2 protein-coding genes are annotated in these 25,776 nt (G+C 66.9%); both read right to left on the reverse strand.

Going from position 1 to position 25,776, the window contains the following annotated elements; translation table 11 throughout:
• Nucleotides 1–82: 82 nt before the first annotated feature.
• A complete protein-coding gene (locus ACLMAL_RS28310; protein ID WP_412001876.1) occupies nt 83–871 on the reverse strand; it encodes an FkbM family methyltransferase in 789 nt (262 codons plus the stop codon).
• Entirely contained in the window at nt 865–25,302 is a 24,438-nt protein-coding gene (locus ACLMAL_RS28315; RefSeq protein WP_412001877.1) for a non-ribosomal peptide synthase/polyketide synthase, read from the reverse strand. The genes ACLMAL_RS28310 and ACLMAL_RS28315 overlap by 7 nt, the downstream gene beginning before the upstream one ends.
• Nucleotides 25,303–25,776 lie beyond the last annotated feature (474 nt).

Below are 25,776 nucleotides of genomic sequence, written 5' to 3' on the forward strand. Positions count from 1 at the left end.
GCCGCCCGATCGATGATTCGATCCATCACCTGGACGCCGATGCCACACCGTTGGAATTGCGGCGTCACTGGTCCGGCTCGAGTCAGTCGGCGCGGGGCCTGGCGGCAAACACCTCGTGTATTTCGGTTCCGATCAATCGCGGGTCCTGCTGAGTCTGCGCGGACATGCCATGCCGGCCGAACAGCTCGCAGACTTCTCCCAGGCGGCCGTCGCGATCATGGACTTCGGCCACGACGACGTGGATACGACGCCAGTCCGCGTCGGTGATGCCATGCAAGACATCCAATTCCGCACGCTCGACATCGACTTTGAGCAACCCGATCTCCCTATCGCGGCAGTGTTCGTCCAGTATCGCCGAAACAGTGGTGACCTCGACCTCCAGTGGTACGCCGTCGTGCAGGCCGGTGGTGATGAGCGCGATGGCCTTGTCGTCCAAGCCGCAGTTGCGCAGATAGATCTTGGTGGCTTCGTCGTCTGCCTCGCGATCGGCGAAGAAACCGGAGTTCGCCGTTGCGCGCGGATACCAGGTGAACGGCCGCGTGCCCGGCGTGGCGCCGACCGCGATCTCGAGGGATATCCCGTCCGGAACGTGCGCTGCAATATTGCGGTCCAGGCAACGAAAGGTCATCGGTACGGGCTCGACCGCGATGACCTGAATTCCGGGGCAGGTGTCGGCGAACATCATCGTGCTGAGTCCGATGTTGGCGCCGATGTCGAGGGCAACGTCTCCAGGGCAAAGGCACGCGGCGGCACGCCGGTAGAACCCGTGCGTCGCGGTCATCTCGCCCCACAGCATCCGGGCCTCGGCTGGGCTCGTGCAGGTCACCATTCTGCCGTCGTCGAGACGCAGTTGCTGCATAGTGGTCAGCATTGCTTCATGAACCTTTCGAGGACAGGGCCGACGATTGCCAGCGCGTGTGGATGGCTCAACTCGAGGTGGCGGGCGTCGACGACAACGTTGTGAATGTCGCCGCTGACATAGGGCCGCCATGTATGCGCGAGAGCGTCGTGGTCCGCGTGGTCTATTCCGGCGGTGAAGAAGACCAGGTCACCGTCGAAGACGCTCGGCCGATAACCGGCGGAGATATCGCTCGCGGTTCGGAAGCTCTCCATCACCCGATCCGTCTGTTCGGCGGTGAACAGTCCGGTTGCGATCACCTGGTCCCGGATGACGTTCCACGCTTGCTCATGGGTGGTTGCCTGCAGCTCGTCGCTGAGGTCGAACAGCTCCCGCCAGCCGCCGAGCAGATCGGCCATCAGCTGTCCCGGTGCGGGCCGGCCTGCAAGGGACGCGGCCGGTTGCGATGGTGCACCTGCTGCGCTGTCCAGCATGGCCACGATGCCGACCCGATCACCGTCGCGCTGCAGCTGTGCTGCCATAGCGTGCGCGATCTGTCCGCCCAACGACCAGCCGAGCAGGTGATACGGACCCGTAGGCTGCACTCGGCGAATCTCGGCCACATAGCGTGCGGCCAGTTCGTCGACGGACTCCGCACATGGTTCGCCGGACACGACGTGCGGGTCCTGCAACCCGTACACCGGCCGATCTGGATCCAGATGTTCGATGATGCCGCCGTAGAACCACGCCAGACCGCCTGCCGGATGCACGGCGAAGACCGCCGGCTCGGATCCGCTCGCGCGCAGCGCCAGCAGCACCTTCAGGCCGGAGTCGCCTTCCGAGTCGTCGGCCCTGCGCGCCAACGCCTGCGGAGTCGCATCCTCGAACATCCAGGGCAATTCGATCGTCACACCACGAGTCCGCAACTCTGTTACCGCCATGGTGGCGAGCAGTGAGTTGCCCCCCAGGTCGAAGAATCCGTCGGTCACCCCGACCCGGGGGGTTCCCAAGACCTGCGCGTACACATCGCCGATCACTTTCTCGGTGTGCGTCCGCGGTGCGACGACCCGATGTACTGCTCCGTCGAAATCGGGAGCGGGCAGTGCTTTTCGATCCAGCTTTCCGTTGATGGTCAACGGCAGATCGGGCAAAACCATGACCACCGAGGGCACCATGTAGCTCGTCAGCACCTCAGCGGCGGCCGCCCGGACCTGGCCCGGATCGATCGGCTGCCCGTCGGTGCCGACGACGTAACCGATCAGCTGATCGACGTCGCGCTCGTGGCGGTGCACCGCCGTGGCGGCCCGCGACACCGACGGATGCCGTAGCAGCGCCGACTCCACCTCGCCCAGCTCGATCCGGTACCCGCGCAGCTGAACTTGTGCGTCGCTTCGGCCGGCGTAGGTCAACTCCAGCCCGCTGCTGGTCTTGCGCCAGCGGCCGACATCGCCTGTCCGATATACCCGGCCGCCGTCCCGATCGAACGGGTTCGCCACGAAGCGGCTCGCCGTCAACGCTGGGGCTCGCAGGTAACCGCGCGAGAGTTGCCCTCCGGCGACATAGATCTCGCCGCGGACTCCGATCGGTACCGGCTGCAGCCGGTCGTCGAGCACGTACACCCGCAGCCCCGGCAGCGGTGTTCCGATCGTGGCTGTGTTCGGGTCATCGACCTCGGCGAATGTCACGTGTACGGTCGTCTCGGTGATCCCGTACATGTTGACCAATTGCGGCGATCCGGGCTCATGCGCGGCGAACCAGCCGGTCAACCTCGCCGCATCCAACGCCTCGCCGCCGAGGACGATGTACCGGAGCACAAGATCGCCACAGCTGCGACCAGATTCGCGATATCGGCGCTCCGCGTCGAGGAATCCGTAGAAGGCCGAAGGGGTTTGGCTCAACACCGTGACGCGCTCGCGCGCCGCCAGTTCCATCAACGCCTCTGGCGACCGGGATGTGTTGTAGTCGACGACGACCAGCCTGCCTCCGGTCAGCAGGGCGCCCCACATTTCCCACACCGCGAAATCGAAAGCGTACGAATGGAACATCGTCCACACGTCGTCGGAATGGAAGTCGAATCGTTCGGCGGCATGGGTTAACAATGTGACGGCTTCGCGATGGCTGACGGCCACTCCCTTCGGGGTGCCGGTCGACCCGGAGGTGTAGATCACGTAGGCGAGGTTGTCCGGTCGCGCGGCCGAGGGAACGGGGCCAGAGCAATCCGGGACCGCGGCCCCGGATTCTTCGATCAGTAGCGTCGATGCCGCGTATCCCGTTACGTCCGAGGCCATTTCGACAGAGGTCAACACCGCGGCCGGACGCGCGTCGTCGAGGATGAAGCGCAATCGCTGCGGCGGGTTCGTCATATCCAGTGGCAGATAACCGGCGCCTGCGCGCACGACCGCAAGCAAGCCCACGACCAGGTCGACTGAACGCGACAACGCCACTGCCACCAGGGTTTCCGGCCCGACACCGCGCTCGGTGAGCCGAACGGCGAGCTGGGTGGCGCGCCGATCCAGCTCCGCGTAGGTCAGCTGCGCCACACCATCGGTCACCGCGACCGCATCCGGCTGCGCCGAGACGCGGGAAGTGAAAAGCTCGGCCAGGGTCACATCTGCGACCGCGACGCCGTCGACTCCGGCAGCGGCCAGCACCTCGCGCCGCTGGTCGGGATCCATGATGTCGATATCGCCCACGACAACAGCCGGATTCACGGCCCCCTGCTCCAGGATCCGGGTATACGCGTGCGCGAACCGAATCATCGTCTGCTCGACGTACAGATCGGTGGCGAAGGTCAGTCGTCCGACCATGCCGTCGGGACGACCCCCCGGACCGAACCGTTCGACGAGCTTGACGTTCAGATCTGCGTGGGCCTGGTCGAAGCCGTTCTCGATCGGTTCGACGGTGAGCCCCGCCAGCTCCAACGCGGCCGCGCTGAGATCCTGGACGTCGAGGGTCACCTGATAGAGCGGCATGTGCGCGGTCGACCGCCGCGGATTCAGCGCCTCCACGACCTCCTCGAAGGGCACATCGGCGTGGGCGAACGCGGCGAGATCCATTTCGCGGGTAGCAGCGAGCAGGTCGGCGAACGGCTGCCGCGACGACACCCGCGACCGCAACACCAGCGTGTTGACGAACATGCCGATCAGATCGTCGAGTTCGCGGTCGCCGCGGCCGGCCACCGGGGTGCCGATCGCGACATCGTCGACGTCGGCCAGCCTGGACAGCAGCACGGTCAAGGCGGCGTGCAGGACCATGAACACCGTTGCGTTGGCCTCGCGGGCGAGGGCGTCGATGCGGGCGTGCAACTCGGCGGACAGCTCGAAATCGACCGCGCGGCCGCGCATGGACGCCACCGGCGGCCGGGGCAGGTCGGTCGGCAGCTCGAGCAGTTCGGGCAGTTCGGTGAGGCTGTCGGTCCAGAATCGCAACTGCCGGGAGACGAGCGAGTCCGGCTCGTGTTCGTCGCCGAGCACCTCGCGCTGCCACAGGGCGTAGTCGGCGTACTGGATCGGAAGGGGCGGCCAGTTCGGTTGTGTCCCTTGCCTACTCGCCTGGTAGGCCATTGCCACGTCCCGCGCGAGCGGCATCATCGACTGTCCGTCGGCGCAGATGTGATGCACGCAGAGCACCAGCACGTGATCACGGTCGCCGATGGCGAACAATTCGGCTCGCACCGGAGGTGCTTGGGTTACATCGAAGCCCGCGGAGACCACCGCCGCCGCCCGCTCCATCACATGTTGTTCGTCGACCCGGATCGGCGTCAGAGCCGGTGCGACCTCGTCGACGCCGACCGTGACCTGGCAGGGCGTCGCGTTGATCATCGGGAACTTGGTTCGCAGCGACTCGTGCCGGTCGATGACCAGCTCGCACGCGTGCCGCAGCGCATCGATATCGAGCTCGCCCCGCAGCCGGATCACCAGCGGAATGTTGTACGCGCCGACCGAGGTGTCGAATTGATTGAGGAACCACATCCGCTGCTGCGCTGGGGACAGCGGGACCAGAGCTGGGCGGGTGCGCGGTGCAGGCGGCACAGCGACGTTCCGGTCGGCGGTAGTGAGGTGCGCGGCCAGTTCGGCGACTGTCGGTGCGTCGAACAGGTCCCGAATACCGACGCTCACGTCGAGTGTCGTGCGCAATCGCGCAACCACGCGCGTCGCCGACAGCGAATTGCCGCCGAGTTCGAAGAAGCTGTCCGCTGCGCCGACTTCGCCGCCACCCAATACATCGCCGAAAACGTCCGCGATGCGCTGTTCGGCGTCGGTACTCGGGGCGACCCATTCCCGCTCGTCCGGGAATGCCGGCGTGGGTAGTGCCGCCCGATCCAGCTTGCCGGTCGCGGTCAATGGGAGCTCGGCGAGCTGTATCAGCACGTTGGGCACCATGTGCGCGGGCAGATGACGTCGGGCAGCAGCCTTGACGTCGCTCGGATCGATGCGTCCGTAGCCGACCAGATAGCCGACGAGTTGGTCGGTGCCGCGCTCGTCTGTGCGCAACACGACCACCGCGTGGTCGACTCCGGGATGCTCCGACAGCACGGCCTCGATCTCGCCGAGTTCAATGCGTTGACCGCGGATCTTGACCTGGAAATCGCGGCGGCCGAGGTACTCCACGGCGTGGTCCGAGGTCCAGCGGGCAAGATCGCCGGTGCGGTACATGCGCGACCCTGCCGCGCCGAAGGGATTCGCCACGAACGCACCCGCGGTGGCCGCAGGCCGGTTCACATACCCGCGCGCCAGCTGGATGCCCGCGAGATACAACTCCCCCACCACCCCGACCGGCACCGGCCGCAACCACGGATCGAGCACGACGGCCTCGACGCCACGGATCGGTCCGCCGATCGTCACCACATCGCCCGGGTGCAGCGGACCGCTGATCCCGGCCAGAATCGTGGCCTCGGTCGGTCCGTAGCCGTTCAGCAGCCGCCTGCCGGGCGCCCACACCGAGACCAGCTCCGGTGTCACCGCCTCGCCGCCGGCGGTCAGCACTCGCAACGAATCCATACCGGCCGGTGCCATGGTGGCCAGCACGCTCGGGGTGATGAATGCATGCGATACCCGTTGCGCCCGAATCAATTCCGCCAGCTCGTCGCCGGCGAACGCGTCAGGTGCCGCCACCACCAGCAATGCACCGTTCGTGTGGGCCAGCAGTACTTCGAGGACCATCACATCGAAACCGGGACCAGCCGCCTGCAGCACGCGCGAACCGGTGTCCATGCCGAAGCGGTCACGCACTACTGCGGCGAAATTCGCCAGCCCCTCGTGGGTGACCACGACGCCCTTCGGGATTCCGGTCGACCCCGAGGTGTAGATCACGTACGCCGCATCCTGGAGCTGTGGCGTCCGCGGCCGCTCGGAGTCGGTGACAGCGGCCGCAGACTTCGCCGCGATAGCGGTCTCGGTGTCCGGATCGTCGAGGACCAGCGGGCACACCACGTCGAGAAGCAGATCCCGCGATGCCTCGACGGTGAGCGCGACCCGCACACCGGAGTCCGCGATCATGTGTGCCACGCGCTCGGCCGGATTGCGCGGATCGATCGGCAGGAACGCCGCACCCGTCTTCGCCGTCGCCCACAGGCCGAGCACGAACTCCGCCGACCGCGCCATCGCCAGCGCGACTTGATCGCCGGGGCCGATACCGCACTCGATCAATTGCCGCGCCAGCTGGTTCGACCGGGCATCCAACTCGGCGTAGGACATCGTGCTACAATCCGAAAGCAGCGCTGCTGCAACGGGATTCACGTGCACGCTCCCGACCAGCAACTCCGCCAGCAGCTGCGGCGACACGGCACCGCCACCCGTGGCCGGCACCAGTTCACGCCGATCGGCCGCGGACAGCAGATCGACCGAATCGAGCCGCGCGTGCGGATCAGACGTGATCGCGCGCAGCACGATATCGAGCCGGGCGGCGAGACCGGACGCTGTCTCGTCGTCGATGCGGTCCTGCTGGTAGCGCAGGCGGACGTGCAGTTGGTCGGTGTGGTGCGCCTGCACGGTGATCGGGTAATGCGCGGCGTCGCGACCTCCCGCCGAGACCACCCGCATGCCACCTATGTTTGCGTCGCCCAATCCGCTGCTGTCGACCGGGTAGGACTCGAACACGAACAGCGTGTCGAACAGCGACACGGCTTCCGCGGCTGCCAAGATCTGCGGCAGTTCGAGGTAGTGGTGGTCGAGCAGACGCGTGTTGTCGGCCTGCAATCGAGTCAGCGCGTCCTCGATGCTCCGGTCCCGGCGCACCTCGACGACGACCGGAATCGTATTGATGAACAGACCGATCATCGACTCGACCCCAGGCACGTCTGCGGGACGGCCGGACACCGTGCTGCCGAAGACCACACGGTCGGCGCCGAGCAGGTTGCCCAATACCACAGCCCAGGCGAACTGGACGATCGTCGCCATCGTCACCGCGTGTGTCCGGGCGAATTCCACCAACTCGGCCGTCGCGTCGCGATCGAGAACGACCGGCAGATCGATCGGGATGGTCGCGGTCGTATCGGTGTGCGGATCTGCGACCAGCGTGGGCTCGGCACCGCTCAACGCGTCCCGCCACACCTCGACGCTTCCGGTACGGTCGCGCCGGGCCAGCCATTCCAGGTAGTCGCGGTAGGGCACCGCATCGGGCAACAGGTACGGCTGTGCGTCCACCGCGTACAAGCCGATCAGTTCACGCCACAGCAGCGGCAGCGACCAGCCGTCGAGCAGAAGGTGATGGGCGGTCAATATCAGCCGGAAGTCTTGCGGTCCCACCGTGACGAGCACGAACCGCAGCAGCGGCGGATCAGCCGGATCGAACCCGGCCGCCCGCTCGGCATCGATTATTTCGTCCAGGTCCAGTGTGCGCTCGGACAGCGTGATGTTGCGCCATGGGACGGCGGTATCGACCGGAATCACTTGTACCGGAAGGCCTTCGGCGGTTCGGGTGAAGGCGGCCTGCAGGTTGCGATGGCGTGCAAGCAAGGCCCGCGCGGCGCGCTCAAGGCGGTGGTCGTCGACCGCGCCCGACAACGTGAGTACCGATTGCGCGATGTAGACGTCGAGATGGCCCGCGGCGACCTCGGCGTGGAACAGCAGCCCCGCCTGCAGCGGCGCTAACGGCCACACGTCGCGCAATCGTCCGTACCGGTCGGCAAACTCGTCCAGATCGCGCTGGGTGAGGTCGACGAGCGGAACGTCGGCTCGAGTCAGTCCCCAGTCCTGGTTCGCGACGGCCGCGATGGCGGTCAGGGCATCGACCCATTCTTCGACGAGTTCGGCCACGTCGTCGTGGTCGAGCAACCGCGAGGCGTAGCCGACGTACGCCGACAGCTGAGGTCCGGCCGCCGCGTCGACGATGTTCACGTCGATCGTGAGGACCGCCGCCGCCGGCATATCCGGATCGAATGCGGCCCGTCGGTCGAAAGGTTCGCCGGTCGGAACCCACGGCAGATCCGACAATGTCGCGAGATCGATGCCGATTCGCCCGAGATTGTTGACACTGATCTGCGGCTCCGGCAGTACCGCGAGTCGCTCGGCCGTCTCGGTATTCAGATAGCGCAGCAGGCCGTAACCGATTCCTTTGTCCGGGATGTCGCGGAGCTGGTCTTTGACGGATTTCACCGCCGCGCGCATATCAGTGAGATCGACACCACTCAGGTCGAGCGCCGCCGGATATCGAGTGGTGAACCAGCCAACGGTTCGGGAGACGTCTGCGCCCTCGGCGATCTGCTCCTCGCGACCGTGCCCCTCCAGTAGGACATTCATGCCCGCATACGCAATGCCGCGACGATGCCGCCAGCGAGTCAGGGCCACGGTAAGAGCGGCCAGCAGCGCATCGTCGACGCTGCCGCGCACGGCTTCGGGCACCTCGTCGAGCAACGCGGAGGTCACGTCGGCCGGGAGCGACACGGTCAGCTGACGCACGGTCGACTGCGTGTCCAGCGCGGGATCCAAATCCGCACGTCCGAGCAACGGATCGGGTGCCGAACAGATCCGATGCCACAGCTCGAATTCGCCGGCGCGCGCTGCCGCGGCGGCGATCGACGCAGCCGACCAGCGACGCATAGAGGTGCCCGACGCGGCCAACTCGACCGGCCGCCCCTCGGTGATCTGCTGCCACGCAGTCACGAAGTCGGGCAGCAGAATCCGCCACGACACCGCATCGACTGCCAGGTGATGGATCACGATGAGGGCACGGGCCTCCGCGTCGACGCCTTCTTCGGGCAGCAGGCACACGACGTGCACCATCCTGCCTGCCGCCGGGTCGAGCCGGTCGAACGCCGCGGTGGCCGCCGCCTCCACCACGGCGGTGAAACCGGCGCTACCCGGAGCCTCACCGGCACCGAAGGTTCGGACGGAGACCGAACAGGCGGTATCGGCAGCGCTCGGTGCCAGCACCTCCCAGCCTTGGGCATCGAGCCGCGAGCGCAGCACATCGTGGTGTTCGACGATCGCCCGCACGGTCGAGAGCACGTCCTCGACGCGCGCGTCACGCGGCAAGCGCACCAGCATGGACTGCGCGAACCGAGCCGGTGCCCCGAGTCGCTCGACGAACCAGGACACGATCGGCGTGAACGCAATCTCGCCCACACCACCGCCGGGCAGCTCGTCGAGCGACGCCCGCTCAGCGGCCTGCGCCACCCGCGCCAGTCCGCGAACTGTCTTGCGCTCGAAGATGTCTCGAGCCGTCACGCCGATGCCCGCGGACTTCAGTCGCGAGGCCAACTGGATCGACATGATCGAATCGCCACCGAGCGCGAAGAAGGAGGTTGTGGCGCCCACCGTCGCGACGCCCAGGACATCCGCGAAGGCGGCGGCGATGGCGCGCTCCAGTTCGGTCGATGCCGCGGCGGCACCGTCCTCGGAGGTCTCGAAGACGGCCTCCGGCAACGCTTCTCGATCCACCTTGCCGGTCGAGGTGAGCGGCAAGTGGTCGAGCACTGTGATCGTCGCCGGCACCATGTGGGCGGGCAAGGCGGCCGCCACGTGATCGAGTACCGCGCTCGGATCGGCGACTGCTGCGGGTTCGGCCGTGATGTACGCGGCGAGCACAGGTTGCCCGCCGGGCCCCGTACGACTCACGGTGACCGCACTGGCGACCGCCGGATGCGTGAGCAGCGCGACATCGATCTCGCCCAGCTCGACACGCTGGCCCCGAATCTTGATCTGGAAATCGAGGCGCCCGATGTATTGCAGCGTGCCCTGCGTGGTCCAGCGGACGATGTCGCCGGTGCGGTACATCCGTGAGCCCGGCGCACCATAGGGGTTCGCCACGAACGAACTTGCCGTTGTCGCAGGGCGATTCAGGTAACCGCGCGCCAGCGCGGCCCCCGAGAAGTGCAGCTCACCCGCTACTCCGATCGGCGCCGGCCGCAGCCGCGCGTCCAGCACCACCGCCTCCGCACCGCGGATCGGTCCGCCGATCGTGAGCACCTCGCCTGGGCGCACAGGGTCGCTGATCGTGATCACGATAGTCGTCTCGGTCGGACCGTAGATGTGGTGCAATCGCCGCCCGGCCGCCCAGGCGGCAATCAGATCCTCCGCCGCCTTTTCGCCGCCGACCGCCAGCATCCGCATCGAATCCACCTCGGCGGGGGACATCGTCGCCAGCACACTCGGTGTCAGGAACGCATGTGTCACCTGATGCGTTCGGATCAGCGCGACCAGGTCTGCGCCGCCGAGTACTTCCGGCGGCGAGACCACCAGCGCCGCGCCGGCGGCGTGCGCCATCAACGCTTCCAGCAGGACCGCGTCGAAGGCGGGTGCCGCAGCTTGCAGTACGCGCGACGTGCCCTCCACCCGATAGCGCTCGCGCTGCTCGGCCGCGAAGGCCGCCAGCCCCTCATGGGTAACCACCACGCCCTTTGGCGTCCCTGTCGAACCCGACGTGTAGATCACATATGCCGCATCCCGAATCCACAGTGCGCGTGGGCGCTTCGCGTCCGATACCGCGTGGCCGGGACGGGCGGCGATGTCGGCGGCCGTGCGCGGGTCGTCGAGCACCAGCCAGCGGACGCCGTCCGGCAGGGATGTGCAGGCGGCCGCGACCGTGATGCCGACTTCGGCACCGGAGTCGTGCAGCAGGTAGGCGATCCGCTCCGGCGGATAGCGGAGGTCCACCGGCACGAAGGTGGCGCCGGTCTTCGTGATCGCCCACATGGCGACGTGATAGTCGGCCGATCGTGGCACGGCCAGCGCAGCGCAGGTTCCTGGCCCTGCTCCCCAGGAAAGCAATTGCGCCGCAATCTGATTGGCGCGGCGGTCGAGTTCGATGTAGGTAAGGGTCCGGGTGCCGTCGATCAGGGCGATCGCCGAGGGGGTGGTTGCCACGGCCGAGGCCAGCAGATCGGGAAGCAGACGCGGCGCGGGGGCGGCGCTGCCGCGCGCCGGGACCAGCCGTTCGGCCTCCCCGCTGCCGATCAGCGGGATGTCGCCCACCCGCCGCGTCGGATCGCAGACCACTGCATCGAGGACGCGGATGAATCGCTCGGCCAGCGATTGCGCGGTTGATTCGACGAAAATATCTGTGGCATAGATAATTTCGCCATCGATCCCGGCAGGTCGATCACCGTCGAGGCGTTCGGTCAGCAACACCGTGAGGTCGGTCTTGGCCTGCGCGATACCGGGATCGAGCAGTTCGACATCGACGTCCGGCAGCTCGAACCGGGCCGCCGGGGTGTTCTGCAACCCGAACAGCACCTGATAGAGCGGCGTATACGCCGTCGACCGGGGCCGGTCGAGCAGATCGACCAGTCGCTCATAGGGCAGATCCGCGTGCGCGAGCGCCTCGAAGTCGACACCGCGCACCTGCGCGACAAGGTGCTGGAAGGACCTGTCGTCGCGCACGGGCGTGCGCAGCACCACGGTGTTGACGAACATGCCGACGAGATCGTCCAGCGCCGGGATGCCGCGACCCGCCACGGGCGTGCCGACCGACACGTCACCGGTGTGCGCGGTGCGCGCCAAGACGATTGCCAGTGCGGAATGCAGCACGACGAATACGGTCACGCCCTCTCGACGGGCCAGCCGCACGACCGCGTCGTGTAGCCGCTGCGGTATGCCGAAGCGAACACTGCCGCCGACCATCGACATGGTCGCAGGCCGAGGTCGATCGGTCGGCAGGTCGAGCAGCTCTGGGGCGTCAGCGAGAACCTCGGTCCAGTACCCGATCTGCCGCGCGATCACCGACGGCGGATCGTCCTCGGCGCCGAGCATCTCCCGCTGCCACAACGCATAGTCACCGTACTGGACTTGCAGCGGTTTCCATTGCGGCGCTTGGTCTTTCACTCGCGCGCGATAGGCGGCGAACAAGTCGCGAGCCAGCGGCGCCATCGACGAGCCGTCGGCGGCGATGTGATGGACGACCAGCACCAGGATGTGCTCGTCAGGGCCGGTGCTATACAGCCGCGCCCGCACGGGCACCGCTGCCGAGACGTCGAAGCCCGTCTCGACGGTCTGCCGGATCCGCTCGCCCAGCACGATCTCCTCAGCGACCGGCTCCGCATCCAGTGCCAGGCCATCGACTACTGTCGCCACATCCCGCACGACCTGACATGGCTCGCCGCCGACCACGGGATACACCGTCCGCAGTGGCTCGTGCCGGGCCACCACATCCTCGAAGGCCGCACGCAACGCATCGACGTCCAGCACGCCGTTCAACCGGGCCGCGAAACCGATGTTGTAGGCCGCCGACGCGGTATCGAACTGGTTGATGAACCACAACCTTCGTTGCGCCGCCGCAAGCGGGATCGTCGCAGGGCGCGGCCGCGGCGCGAGCGGTATCAGCGACGACTGCGTGCGCTGCGCCAAGCGTGCCGCCAATCCGGCGATCGTCGGCTCCTCGAAGATATCGCGGATACCGACCTGGACACCGAGCGCCGCCTCGGCCCGCGCGGCGATCCGGGCAGCCGAGAGCGAGTCGACACCGATCTCGAACAGGTTCGCCCGCACGCTCACCCGGTCGCTGCCCGTGATTGTGGCGACGATATCGGCCAGTGCCGCTTCGCGTTCGGTGCACGCCGGCACGAACTCCTCGTCGTCGTCGAACGTCGGCTGCGGCAACGCGGCTCGGTCGAGCTTGCCGTTCGGGGTGAGCGGCATCTCCTCGAGTACCTCGACGCGGACCGGAACCATATACGACGGCAGCGTGCGAGCGAGCTGGTCGCGAATCGCGCGACCATCGGTCACCGCTCCTGGCGCGAGCGTCACGTAGGCGACGATTCGCTCCGAGGTCGCGACGGCAACAGCACGAGCAACCTCCGGTATCGCGCACGCCGCCGCTTCGATATCCCCAGGCTCCACCCGCTGACCGCGGACCTTCACCTGGAAATCGCTGCGGCCCAGAAAATCCAGCTCTCCAGCTATCGTCCACCGCACCAGGTCACCGGTGCGATACAGCCGCTCCCCGGGCGCGCCGAACGGATGCGCGAGGAAGGCTGTGCACGTCAGGTCCGCGCGGCCGTGATAACCGCGCGCCAACTGCACACCCGAGACATACAGATCGCCGACAACACCGACCGGCACCGGTTGCAGTCGCTTGTCGAGCACGTAGACCCGCATGCCGGAAACGGGCGCGCCGATCGGGACCGTCGCAGGGGTCGTCGCACCGGGCAGGCAGCGCGCGGCGGTGACCACCTCGGCCTCGGCCGGGCCGTACCAGTTCACCACCTCTGCTTCGGTGAACACGCGTACCGCGGCGTCGACGGTGTGCTGTGCCAGCGCCTCACCGGCGACGAATATCCGCCGGACAGAGGGCAATTCGGCATCACCGACGGCTTCGAGGAGAACATCGAGCATCGACGGGACGAAATGCACGGTGCTGATGTTTCGGCTCGCGATGAAGTCCGCCAAGTAGGCCGGGTCGCGGTGCCCGTCGGGTTCTGCCACCACGATGTGCGCGCCGATTTGCAACGGCCAGAACAACTCCCACACGGCGATGTCGAAGGTGATCGGAGTCTTGTACAGCACCGGGTCGGCCGCGGTGTGCGGCCACTGCTGCTGTGCCCACGCCAGCTGACTCATCGTCGCGGCATGGGTCAGGGCCACCCCTTTGGGGACGCCGGTGGAGCCGGAGGTGAACAGGACGTAGGCCACGTTGTCCGGCCGCAGCGGCGCACACCGTTCCATGTCGGTGATCGGGGCACCGGACAGCCCGGCCAGATCCAGCCGATCGACTCGAACGGAGGAGAATCCCTCGGGCAGTCCGTCGCCGTCCGCTGATGTCGTGAGCACCATCAGCGGTCGCGCCGCCCCCAGCACGCCGGCGATTCGCTCGCTCGGTTGATTCGGGTCGATCGGCAGGAACGCAGCACCCGCCTCGAGCACCGCATACAGCGCCGTCACGAGGTCGATCGATCGCTGAATAGCGACGGCTACAACAGTTTCCGACCTCGCATCACACGATATGAGCCACCTGGCCAGCCGATTGACGCGGGCGGCGAAATCCCGGTAGGTCAGCGCATCGCCGTCCGGAAGCCGAATCGCCGGAGCATCCGGGCTGCATTCCACCTGTTCACCGAAGGCGTCCACCAGGGTTCGGCCCACTGATACGGGGTCGCCGGTGTCGTTCCAACGCTTGAGCACCAGCTGCCGCTCGGCGGCATCGAGTAGATCGAGCTCACTGATCGGCGAGTCGGCATCGGTCGCGATGCCGTCGAGCAGGCGAACGAACCGGTTGGCGAAACGCTGTGCGGAGTTCGCGTCGAACAGGTCGGTGGCGTAGGTCAACCGCAGCGTCATGCCGGTCGGCTCGTTGTCCGGCCCGTGGTCCTCCGTCATCATGAGCAGCAGGTCGTAGATCGCGGCACTGTCGCCCGGGTCGATGGTCTCGACGGTGAGACCCGGAAGTTCCACGCGCGCCCGTACCATGTTCTGGTAGGCGAGCATGACTTGGAACAACGGCGTGTGCGCTGTCGACCGTGCCGGATTCAGCGTTTCCACCAGCTGCTCGAACGGCACGGTGGTATGGTCGAAGGCCTCGATGTCGCTGTGCCGCACCGCATCCAGCAGGCTGGTGAACGTCTGATCGAGCGTGACGCGGGTGCGCAGGACCAAGGTGTTGACGAACATCCCGACGAGGTGGTCGAGCGCCCGGTGGCCGCGACCCGCGTGTGGCACGCCGATGGTGATGTCGTCGCTGCCGGACAGCCGTGACAGCAGCACCGCGAGTGCCGTGTGCACCACCATGAACGTCGTCGCCCGGGATCGCTGGGCCAGGGACTCCACCCGGCTCTGCAGGTCCGCCGGAATCTCGACGTGGATCACCGCGCCGCGGTGGGTCTGCTCCACCGGGCGCGGTCGATCGGTAGGCAGCTCGAGCAGTTCGGGTATGTCCGCGAGTCGGGTTCGCCAGTAAGCGACATCGCGGGACACGGGCGAATCCGGGTCGTCCGGCGAGCCGAGCACCTCGCGCTGCCACAGGGCGTAATCGGCGAATTGGATGGTGAGCGGCGCCCAGTCCGGCAGGTTTCCGCCGGCCCGCGCCCGATAGGCCGTCACGATATCGGCGGCCAGCGGCGCCACCGAATAACCGTCGCAACTGATGTGGTGCACGGCTACCGCGACCACCCAGGCCGTGTCCGCCAGCTGGTACAGCGCGACCCGCACCGGCACGCCCTTCGACACATCGAATCCGGTGTTCGAGAACGCCGCCAGCCGATGTGCCAGCTTGCGCTCATCGATCTGCTGCGGGCTGAGGTCCCAGCCCGCGACGACATCGGCCGCGTCCAGCACCACCTGAGTGGGCGTGCCGTCCACCGCCGGGTACACGGTGCGCAAGCTCTCGTGCCGCTCGACGACATCCCCGACGGCCGCCGTGAGCGCATCGAAATCGAGTACTCCGTCGAGCCGAATCGCCAGCGGCACAATGTATCCTGGCGAAGCCGGATCGAACTGGTTGAGGAACCACATGCGGGCCTGCGCCGTCGACAACGGCAGACGGTCCGGTCTCGGTTTCGGCGTCGGCGCGAGCAGACCCGGCACCCCCCGCAGCTGTGCGATGCGCTCGGCCAACTCGGCGACGGTGGGCGCCTCGAACATCATTCGCACCGGTACGGTCGCGTCGACCATGGCGCCGATCCGGCTCAGCGCCCGCGTGGCGACGAGCGAATTCCCACCCAGGTCGAAGAAGTCGTCGTCCGCGCCGACCGTCGGCAGGCCGAGCAGCTCGGCGAAAACCTCGGCGACGGCCTGCTCCACGAGCCCTCGCGGCGCCCGGTATTCCGCGAGGTCGCTCGGATCCGGAGCAGGCAATGCCCGGCTGTCGACCTTGCCGTTCGCCGTGAGCGGGACGGCGTCGATCCGGACGATCGCGGACGGCACCATATACGCCGGCAGTCGCTCCAGCAAGAGTCGTCGAATCTGCTTGGTGTCCACTGCCTCTGGGGTGACCACGTAGGCGACCAAGCGTTGCTCGTCGCGGCCGGAATGCACCCGCGCAACGGCCGCGGTCACCTGTTCCTGCGCGAGCAGCGCTGCCTCGATGTCGCCCAATTCGATCCGCAGCCCGCGAATCTTCACCTGATCGTCGGCGCGGCCGACATAGCGCAGGGCGCCGCCCTTATCCCAGCGAACAAGGTCGCCGGTGCGGTACAGGCGAGATCCGTGCGCGCCGTCGAGCGGGTCGGCGACGAACGTCGCCGCCGTCAGATCGGGACGTTGGTGGTATCCGCGGGCCAGCTGGATGCCGCCCAGATACAATTCACCGGACACCCCCACCGGAACGGAGTGCAGTCGCGAATCCAGCACATGCACGATGACATTCGGCCCGGGAACCCCGATCGGCACCGCGCCGCCGTCGATTCCGTCGATGCGATACGCGGTGACGCTGACGGCGGCCTCCGTCGGCCCGTACAGGTTGTCGATGCGCGCGTCGCTGAGATCGCGGAAACGGCGGACGGTTTCGGCCGGTAGCGCCTCGCCGATGCACAGCACGCGCCGCAGGTCTGGGAACTGGCGTCCGTCGGCCGTCTGGTGGAACACCGAGAGCAATGACGGCACGAAATCCGCTGTCGTCACGTGATGTTCGGCTATCAACCCGGCCACCGCATCCGGGTCGCCGCTCCCGTCGGGGCCCGCGACAACCAACTTCGCACCACATGACAAGGGGCAGAACAACTCCCAGACCGACAGGTCGAAGGTGACCGGAGTCCGCAACAGCATGACGTCGTCGCCGAGCCGGTAGTGCTCGCACATCCAGCGGAGTTGATTGACCACCGCGGCATGCGGTACCGCCACACCCTTCGGTACCCCGGTCGAGCCCGAGGTATAGATGACATACGCCAGGTTCTCGGGATGCAGCGGCTCGAGCCGATCGGCGTCCGTCACCGGCGACCCATCCCAACACTCGGCGTCGAGTTCCGCGAACGCCCATATCGGGACGTCGTCGGGCAGACTCGCTTCGTCGAACGGGCGGGTGAGCACCGCCCGCGGCCGTGCGGCGGCGAGCACGGCGCGCACGCGCTCGAGCGGGTGATCCGGATCCAGAGGCAGGTAGGCCCCTCCGGCCGCGTGGATCGCATACAGCGTGGTCAGCAGGTCGATGGAGCGACGCATCGCCACGGCCACAATGGTTTCCGGGCCAACTCCGCGTCCGATCAACGCATGCGCCAGCGAATTCACCCGCGCCGCGAACTCTCCGTAGCTCAGTCGCGCGCTGCCTTCGGAGTCGATCACGGCCGTGCTGTCCGGCGTCGCCGCGGCCTGCGCGGCGAACAGGTCCGCGATCGTCGCAGACGACGGCGGCGTCGTCCCCCCGGTTTCGCGTGCGGCCAGCTCGCGCGCCTCGTGCGCGGTCAGCAGCTCGATGTCACCGACCGCGCGGGCGGGATCGGCGACTATCGCCCGCAGCAGCAGCACAAATCGATCGACCATCGAAAGGATCGTCGCCTCATCGAAAAGGTCTGTGGCGTAATTGAATTCGACTGCCATCGCGCCCGGTTCACCGTCGCGCTCCGCGGTGTCGACGAGATTCAGATGCAAATCGTATTTGGCCACGCTCGGATCGGCGGTCCGGGCCGACACCGTCAGTTCCTCGAACCGTACCGTGGGAATCTCGATGTTGTGGAACGAGAAACCCACCTGCGTCAACGGCGCGTGGGCCGTCGTGCGTGGCGGATTCAGCACTTCGACCAGGCGCTCGAACGGGATGTCGGCGTGGTCGAAGGCGGCCAGATCGGTAGCCCGGACCTGCTCCAGGATCTGGAGGAAGGACGCGCCGGGTTCGATGCGCGTCCGGAGTACCAGGGTGTTGACGAACATTCCGACCAGGCGCTCGAGCCCTGGTTCGCCGCGACCGGCGATGGGTGTGCCGACAGCGATGTCACCGGTTCCCGAAAGCCGCGCCAGCAGTGCGGCAAACGCCGCGTGCAGCACCATGAAGACGGTCACGTCGCGGCGGCGGGCCAGGGCGACCAGGTCACGACCGAGGTCGGCGGGCAGTGTCGCCGAGACCGTCGCACCGCGGAACGATTGCCGCACCGGGCGCGGACGATCGGTGGGCAGGTCGAGCACTTCGGGCAGATCGGCCAGAGAAGCCCGCCAATACTCGATCTGGGTGGCGGCCGGGCAGTTCGGGTCGTCCTCGGCGCCGAGCCATTTCCGTTGCCACAGAGCGTAATCCGCGTACTGCACCGACAACGGCGACCACTGCGGCGCCTTGTGCCGGATGCGGGCATTGTAGGCGGTCATCAGGTCCGCGGCCAGCGGTGCGAGCGAGGATCCGTCGAAGCTGATGTGATGGACGATGAGGACCAGGGTGTGTTGATCGGATGCACTACGCAGCAACGTGATTCGGAACGGAACCTCGCGGGTGACGTCGAAACCGATCGCGGCCGCCGCGGCGATGTGCGCCTCGACGTCTGCCGCCGCCACCTCAACCGGCTCCAGCGGGGGTAGTGCCGCCTGCACCGACACGATCAGCTGATGCAGTCCGCTGTCGCTGTCGGGGTAAACGGTCCGGAGAGCTTCGTGCCGGTCGAGCGCATCGGCGATCGCCGCGTGCATGGCTGCCACGTCGAGGGGTCCCGACATGCCCACGACCAGGGCGATGTTGTACAGCGCCGAGCCCGTGTCGAACTGATTGAGAAACCACATGCGGGCCTGGGCGGGCGACAGCGGGATCCGCGCCGGACGTTCCTGCGGAATCAGCGGTTCCCGCCCGGGTGCCTCGATAGCCCGCAGATCCTCGGCGAATGCCGCGATGGTCGGCGCGTCGAACACGGTGTGCAGCGGAATATCGACACCGAACACAGCGCTCAGCCGCGCGGCCACTCGCGTCGCCGACAGCGAGTTGCCACCGAGATCGAAGAAGTTGTCGAGGACGCCGACGCGATCGATGCCCAGCACAGCGCTGCACACATCGGCGACGATCTGCTCGGCCGCGTCGCGTGGCGCGACGAACTCGATGGTCTCGGCGGCGAACACCGGTGCAGGCAACGCGGCACGGTCGATCTTGCCCACCGATGTCAGTGGTAGCGCGTCGAGCACCGTCATTGCGCCCGGAACCATGTGCAACGGCAGGCGTTGTGCGGCGTAGGCCGTCAGCTCGGCGACGTTGACGGCATCCGTCGCCGGCATGACATAGGCGGCAAGCCTCTGCCCGCTCTCCGTCGCAACGCTGACCGTCACCGCGACCGCCACCGCTGGATGCCCGGCGAGGACGGCGTCGATTTCGCCGAGCTCGATGCGCTGGCCGCGGATCTTCACCTGGAAGTCGGTGCGCCCGACGTATTCGAGGGTGCGCCCGGGTGTCCAGCGGGCCAGGTCGCCGGTGCGGTACATACGTGCTCCCGTCGCACCGAACGGATTGGCCACGAATGCCGCCGCGGTGTCCGCGGGTCGGTCCAGGTATCCGCGGGCGAGATGGATCCCGGAGATGTACAGCTGTCCGGTCACCCCTACCGGTACCGGCTGCAGATTCGCGTCCAATACCAGGGCCTCGACACCGCGGATCGGGCCACCGATCGTGACGCGGGCACCGAAGCACAGCGGGTCACTGATCGCGACCATGATCGTGGTCTCGGTCGGCCCGTATCCGTTGAACAACCGACGGCCGGGACTCCACACCGCGGCCGTTTCCGCCGACACCGCCTCTCCACCGGCGACCAATACGTGCAACGAATCCACATCGGCGGGCGACATCGTCGCCAGCACGCTGGGGGTGATGAATGCATGCGAAACCCGTTGCGTGCGAATCAATTCCGCCAAGCGATCCCCAGCGAAGACATCCGGCGGCGACACCACCAAGGCCGCACCGTTCGGGTGCGCCATCAGCAACTCCAGGACCACCGCATCGAAGCCCGGAGCCGCCACCTGCAACACCCGCGCGGAACTGTCGATCCGATAGCGTTCACGTTGTTCGGCGGCGAAATTCGCCAAGCCCTCGTGCGTCACAGTGACGCCCTTCGGCTCGCCCGTCGACCCCGAGGTGTACACCACGTACGCCGTGTTCGAGGCACGGCAGGCGCGGATCCGATCCGTGTCCGTCACGGCGGCCGGGGATCGCGCCGCGATGCAGGCCTCGGTGCCCGGATCATCGAGAATCAACCGCGCGACCGCGGACGGGAGCAGGCCCTGGGCTGCTTCCACCGTCAACACCACCCGAACATCCGCGACCATGAGCGCGACACGCTCGGCCGGATTCCGTGGATCCACCGGGACGAATGCCGCACCCGCCTTCGCCGCCGCCCACATCCCCACCACGAGTTCCACCGACCGCGCCATCACCAGCGCGACCTGATCATCCGGGCCCGTCCCCCACTCGATCAGCAACCGAGCGAGCTGATTCGACCAGACATCCAACTCCCCGTACGACACCGTGCGTTCTCCCGACACGATCGCCACGGCATCCGGCTCCTGGACCGTCAGCAACTCCGCCAGCACCCGTGGTGCCTCGGCACAGCCGCCCGACGCGGGCACCAACGCGGCTCGCTCGGTCCTCGACAGCACATCGACAGCACCCACTCGCTGCTGTGGATTCGACACGACCGACTCGAGGATCCGATGCAGTCGCGCGGCGAAATCCTCGATCGTCCCCCGATCGAACAAGTCGGTCGCGTAATTGATCCGTAGTGCGAGATCGCTTGCTGCCCTACCGTTCTCGGCGACAGTGACGATGATGTCAACCTTCGCCGGTTGCGGTCCAGGATCCAGGATCTCGGCGGTGAGCTCGGACAGTTCCAGGCTCGGGCGGTCCATGTTGTCGAAGGCGAGGTACACCTGACACAGCGGTTCGTGCGCCAGCGACGGCATCGGATCGACTGCTTCGACGACGCGTTCGTACGGCAGGTCGCTGTGGGCGAAAGCTTCGATATCGATGTCTTTGACTCGCGTCAGAAACTCCGTGAACGATTCGTCGCCGCGCACCTGGGTGCGCAGTGGCACCGTATTGACGAACATGCCGATCAGCGGTTCCAACGCGCGCTCGCCGCGGCCCGCGACCGGCGTCCCGATGGTGATGTCTGCCGAATCCGACAGCCGGGTGAGCAGAACGGCCAACGCGGCATGAACGACCATGAAGGTCGTGGCGTTCGCCGGGCGCGCCACCCGCTCGATCCCGGCGCAGGTCTCGGCGGGGAGCACGGAGTCGACGACGTCGGCGAGCATGGACTGGCGAGTCGCCCGTCGACGGTCGACGGGGAGATCCAGCAGCCGAGTCATCCCCGCCAATTGAGTTGTCCAGTAACGTAATTGGCGCGCCGCGAGTGAGTCCGGATCGTTTTCGTCGCCGAGCACACTGCGATGCCAGATGCTGTAGTCGGCGTACTGCACGGTCAGTGGTCGCCAGTCCGGGCCGTGTCCCTGCGACCTCGCTCGGTAGGCCGCTGCGAAATCGGCCGCGAGCGGCGGCAGCGACGATCCGTCGCAGCAGATGTGGTGCAGAACGACGACCAAGACGTGCCGCCGCTGGTCGGTGGACGCCAGTAGTGCGATCCGGATCGGCGGACGTCGGCGCACGTCGGTCCCGGTCGAAGCCAGCTCGCGGATCCGGTTGTCGACATCATCGGGGCGGGTGGGCTGTGGGGTCGAATCGAGATCAGCAGCGACTTGCTCGGCCGACAGGATCACCTGCGTCCCTTGGCCATTCACGGCGGGATAAACGGTTCGCAGGGATTCGTGCCGTTCGATCACGTCGGTCAGCGCCGAACGCAGCGCCGTGGCGTCGAGGTGTCCGGTCAGCTGCAGCACCAGCGGTATGTTGTACGCCGCCGACCCCGGGTCGACCTGATTGATCAGCCAGATCCGGTTCTGTGCGGGCGCCAACAGAATGGGCTCGACGCGTGGCTGCGCCCGCAGGGCAGGGCGGCTGGATTGCTGACCGGCTTCGATATGGGCGGCGAGTTGGGCGACGGTCGGCTTGCCGAACACGTCGAGCACCGATACCTCGCACCGGGTCAGCTCGGCGATCCGCACGGAAGCGCTGGTAGCGGTCAGCGAATTGCCGCCCAGGTCGAAGAAGCTATCCAGCACACCCACCTGCGGAGTACCCAGGACCTCGGCGAAGACGTCGGCGATGGTCTCCTCGACGACGGTGCTCGGCGCTACGTACGGCGCGGCCGAGCCGAAGGCCGGCTCGGGCAGCGCCCGATAGTCGACTTTGCCGTTGACGGTCAGCGGCAACGCCTGCAGAACGACAATGTGTGCCGGGACCATGTATTCCGGCAGCATCGACCCGACATGCGCGCGCAGCACCTCGGGCTCGCAGACCGCGTCGGCAGCGGGCACGACGTAGGCGACCAGCCGGGCCGCTTCCGTGCCCGGCAGGTGCACGATGACGACCGCCGTCGAGACCACGCTGTGGCTGAGCAGCGCACTGCGGACCTCGTCCAGCTCGATCCGGAACCCGCGCAGCTGCACCTGCTGGTCGGCTCGTCCGCGATATTCCAACTCGCCCTTACTATTTCGGCGAGCGACGTCGCCGCTGCGATAGAGGCGCTCACCCGGCCCGCCGAACGGGTCGGCGACGAAGCGTCCCGCGGTCAATCCGGGGCGGCCGAGGTAGCCGCGGGCGAGTTGCGTTCCCGCGACGTAGATCTGACCCCAAGCTCCCAGCGGCACCGGGCGCAATCGTTCGTCCAGGGTGTACACGCGCAAGCCCGGCAGCGGTGGACCGATCGTGCTCGGTGCGCCCGGCACGGCGATGTCGGGGGTCAACCGGAGATAGGTGACGAAGACGGTGGTTTCGGTGATGCCGTAGCTGTTGGCCAGCACGGGCAGGTTCGGATTGTGCTCGTACCAGTCCGACAAACCCGCCGGATCGAGAGCCTCACCCGAGAGAACGACCAGTCGCACCGAAAGCACGCCGTCGAGCTCGCCGGCGTCGACATATCGCTGTCGCGCGGTCGCGAATTGATGGAATGCCGAGGGTGTTTGGCTGAGGACGCTCACCTTCTCGCGCGCCACCAGGCGCACGACGTCATCCGGCGAACGCGTCGCAGGGCTGTCCACCACGACCACCCGGCCGCCGGTTACCAGCGCACCGAAGATCTCCCACACCGAATAGTCGAACGTGAACGAATGGAACAACGTCCACACGTCGCCGGCGCGGACTCCGATTTCGGTACACGCGTTCGTCAGGTAGGTGGCGACGGCGCGATGGGTGATCGGCACGCCTTTCGGCCGTCCCGTCGATCCGGAGGTGTAGATGACGTAGGCGACGTTGTCGAGGCGCAGCGGGCGGGTACGATCCGCATCGGTGATCGGACGATCGGTTTCCACACCTGGGTCGTCGTCGAAAAGCACCACGGGGCCGGCATCCCCGGGCACCTGATAGCGCAGGGTCCGGTTTGTCACCACAGCGATCGGATCGGCGTCGTTCAGCACGTAGTCGAGTCGATCGAGCGGGTGCGCGAGATCCAGCGGCAGATACCCGGCACCCGACTTCAGCACCGCCAGCGCGACGATGATCAGATCGGCATCGCGTGGCATCGCGATGGCCACCAGCGAATCCGGCCCCGCACCGAGGGCGATGAGCTTGCGGGCGAACCGGTTCGAGCGCTCGTCGAGCTCACGGTAGGTGAGGGCGGTCGTACCCGACGTGACAGCGACCACGGACGGGGTGGCCGCGGCCTGTCGCGTCAGCAGATCGACCAGTGTCGCAGAGGTCGCCGCACCGTCGCGGCCGGCGAGTTCGCCGAGCATGCGCCGTTCCTCGGCAGGATCGACGAGCGGGATGTCGACCAGGCAAGTGTCGATGGGCGAGTCGATCATGCGATGCAGGAAGTCGACGAATCGACTGGTGTGCACGTCGAGTTCGTCCTGGCTGTACAGGTTGGCGTTGCCGTGCAATTCGATGAGCAGTGGCGCGTCGGCCCCGGAGCGGTACATATTGAGCTGCAAGTCGTCCAGAGCCCCGGACGTCAGTGCGCGGTAGCGGCCGATCGCCGATCCGAGCCGAATCTCGGAATCGAAGAACAAGATATTGACGATCGGACCGAACGAGGTCGCGGCCGCGTCCAACGCGTTGGAATCGCGGCGCAGATCCTCGAACCGGTAGAGCTGGTGCCGCATCGCCAGGACGAGCTCGGACACCGATGCGCGAATCAGCCCTTCCACGGTGGTCGTCGCGTCCACGGCGAATCGGATCGGCACCATATTCGCCAACATCGCGGCGGCGTTCCGCAAGCGCATCGTCACCCGTCCGGTCACCGGCAGCGACAGGGCGACGTCGTCGGTGTCGGTCATGCGGGCGAGAAACGCGGCGAACGCGGCCACCACCACCTGCGCGGCCGACGCGTGCAGGTCGTCGGCGAAACGGTCGAGCATGGCGGTCAACCGCGACGGCAGCGGCCGACCGGCGAAGCGGTCGACTTCGCTCCACTTGGCGGTGCGACCGGACAGACTCGTCGTCGACGGCAGATCGGCGACCTTCTCGAGCCAGTACGCCTTGTCGGTGTCGAACCGGCGGCTCATGCGATATTCGCGCTCCGCCACGATGATATCCGCCAGCCGGGCCGCCGCCAGTCGGGCCGGCGGCCTGCCCTCGAGCAGCGCGTTGTAGTGCTCGGCCACTCGGTTCAGGATGTTGAACGCGCCGTAGCCATCGGTCATCAGATGATGGGCGCGCGCGTACCACAGATACCGGTCTTCGCCGAGCCGGATGAGCCGCGTCGCGGCGAGCCGGTCCCGGGCCAGATCGATAGCCTTGGTGTTGTAGTCACGGCGCATCCATTCCATCGCCGCTGCGTACGGATCGTCTTCGGCGCTGAGATCCAGCAACGGTTCGTCGTAGACGATGCTGCGGTCGACGAATTGATACGGGTGACCGCCGGATTCGACCACCCGGACAACAAGAGACTCGGTCTCGTGGCCGGCGTCGTTCACCGCTTTGGTGAACGCGTCGTAGTCTATAGGCCCCTCGATCTCGACGTAGTGCGCGATATTGACGTTCGGGCCGCCGGGGAGATTGTTCGCGAGCCACATTCCGTATTGCGCCCTCGAAAGCGGAATCAGATCCGGATCTCGGTCGGCAGGCGCGGCTGGATTCGGACTCATCGTCTAACCCCCTCCTCAAATTCCGAGACGCAGGAGCAGCGCGCAACAAGAATCCGCCCGCGCCCAGAATTTTCCGTAGATGTATTCTCCGTTACAGATGCAATTACATGTACTCTTGACCGACGTTGAAGCGAGCTTTCACCCCCTACGGTCATGCGCCGGTCGAAGCGCATGGCGTTACTAATGACGACTCGAAGTCGTAGCCGCTCTCCGATGGAAGCGCTCTTCGGACGCCGCCTGCCACAGGTACATAAACCCCCTGACCTTGCCGAGCAACTGTGCAACAAATTCGTCGTAACACGACGATGTGCCGCCGCAGGCGTGTAGACGTCCAGTAAGCCGCTGCTCACGCGAGAGCGATGGAGACCTCGCCGGACGTGTCAAGGCCTGTACGATATGTCCGTAATTAGATGAGATCCGCGTTGTCGAAGTGGCCGATTCCCGCGCCCCACCTCGATTCGGTATCACACCCCA

It is taken from the genome of Nocardia sp. CWNU-33 (assembly GCF_046764895.1).
Taxonomy (GTDB): domain Bacteria; phylum Actinomycetota; class Actinomycetes; order Mycobacteriales; family Mycobacteriaceae; genus Nocardia.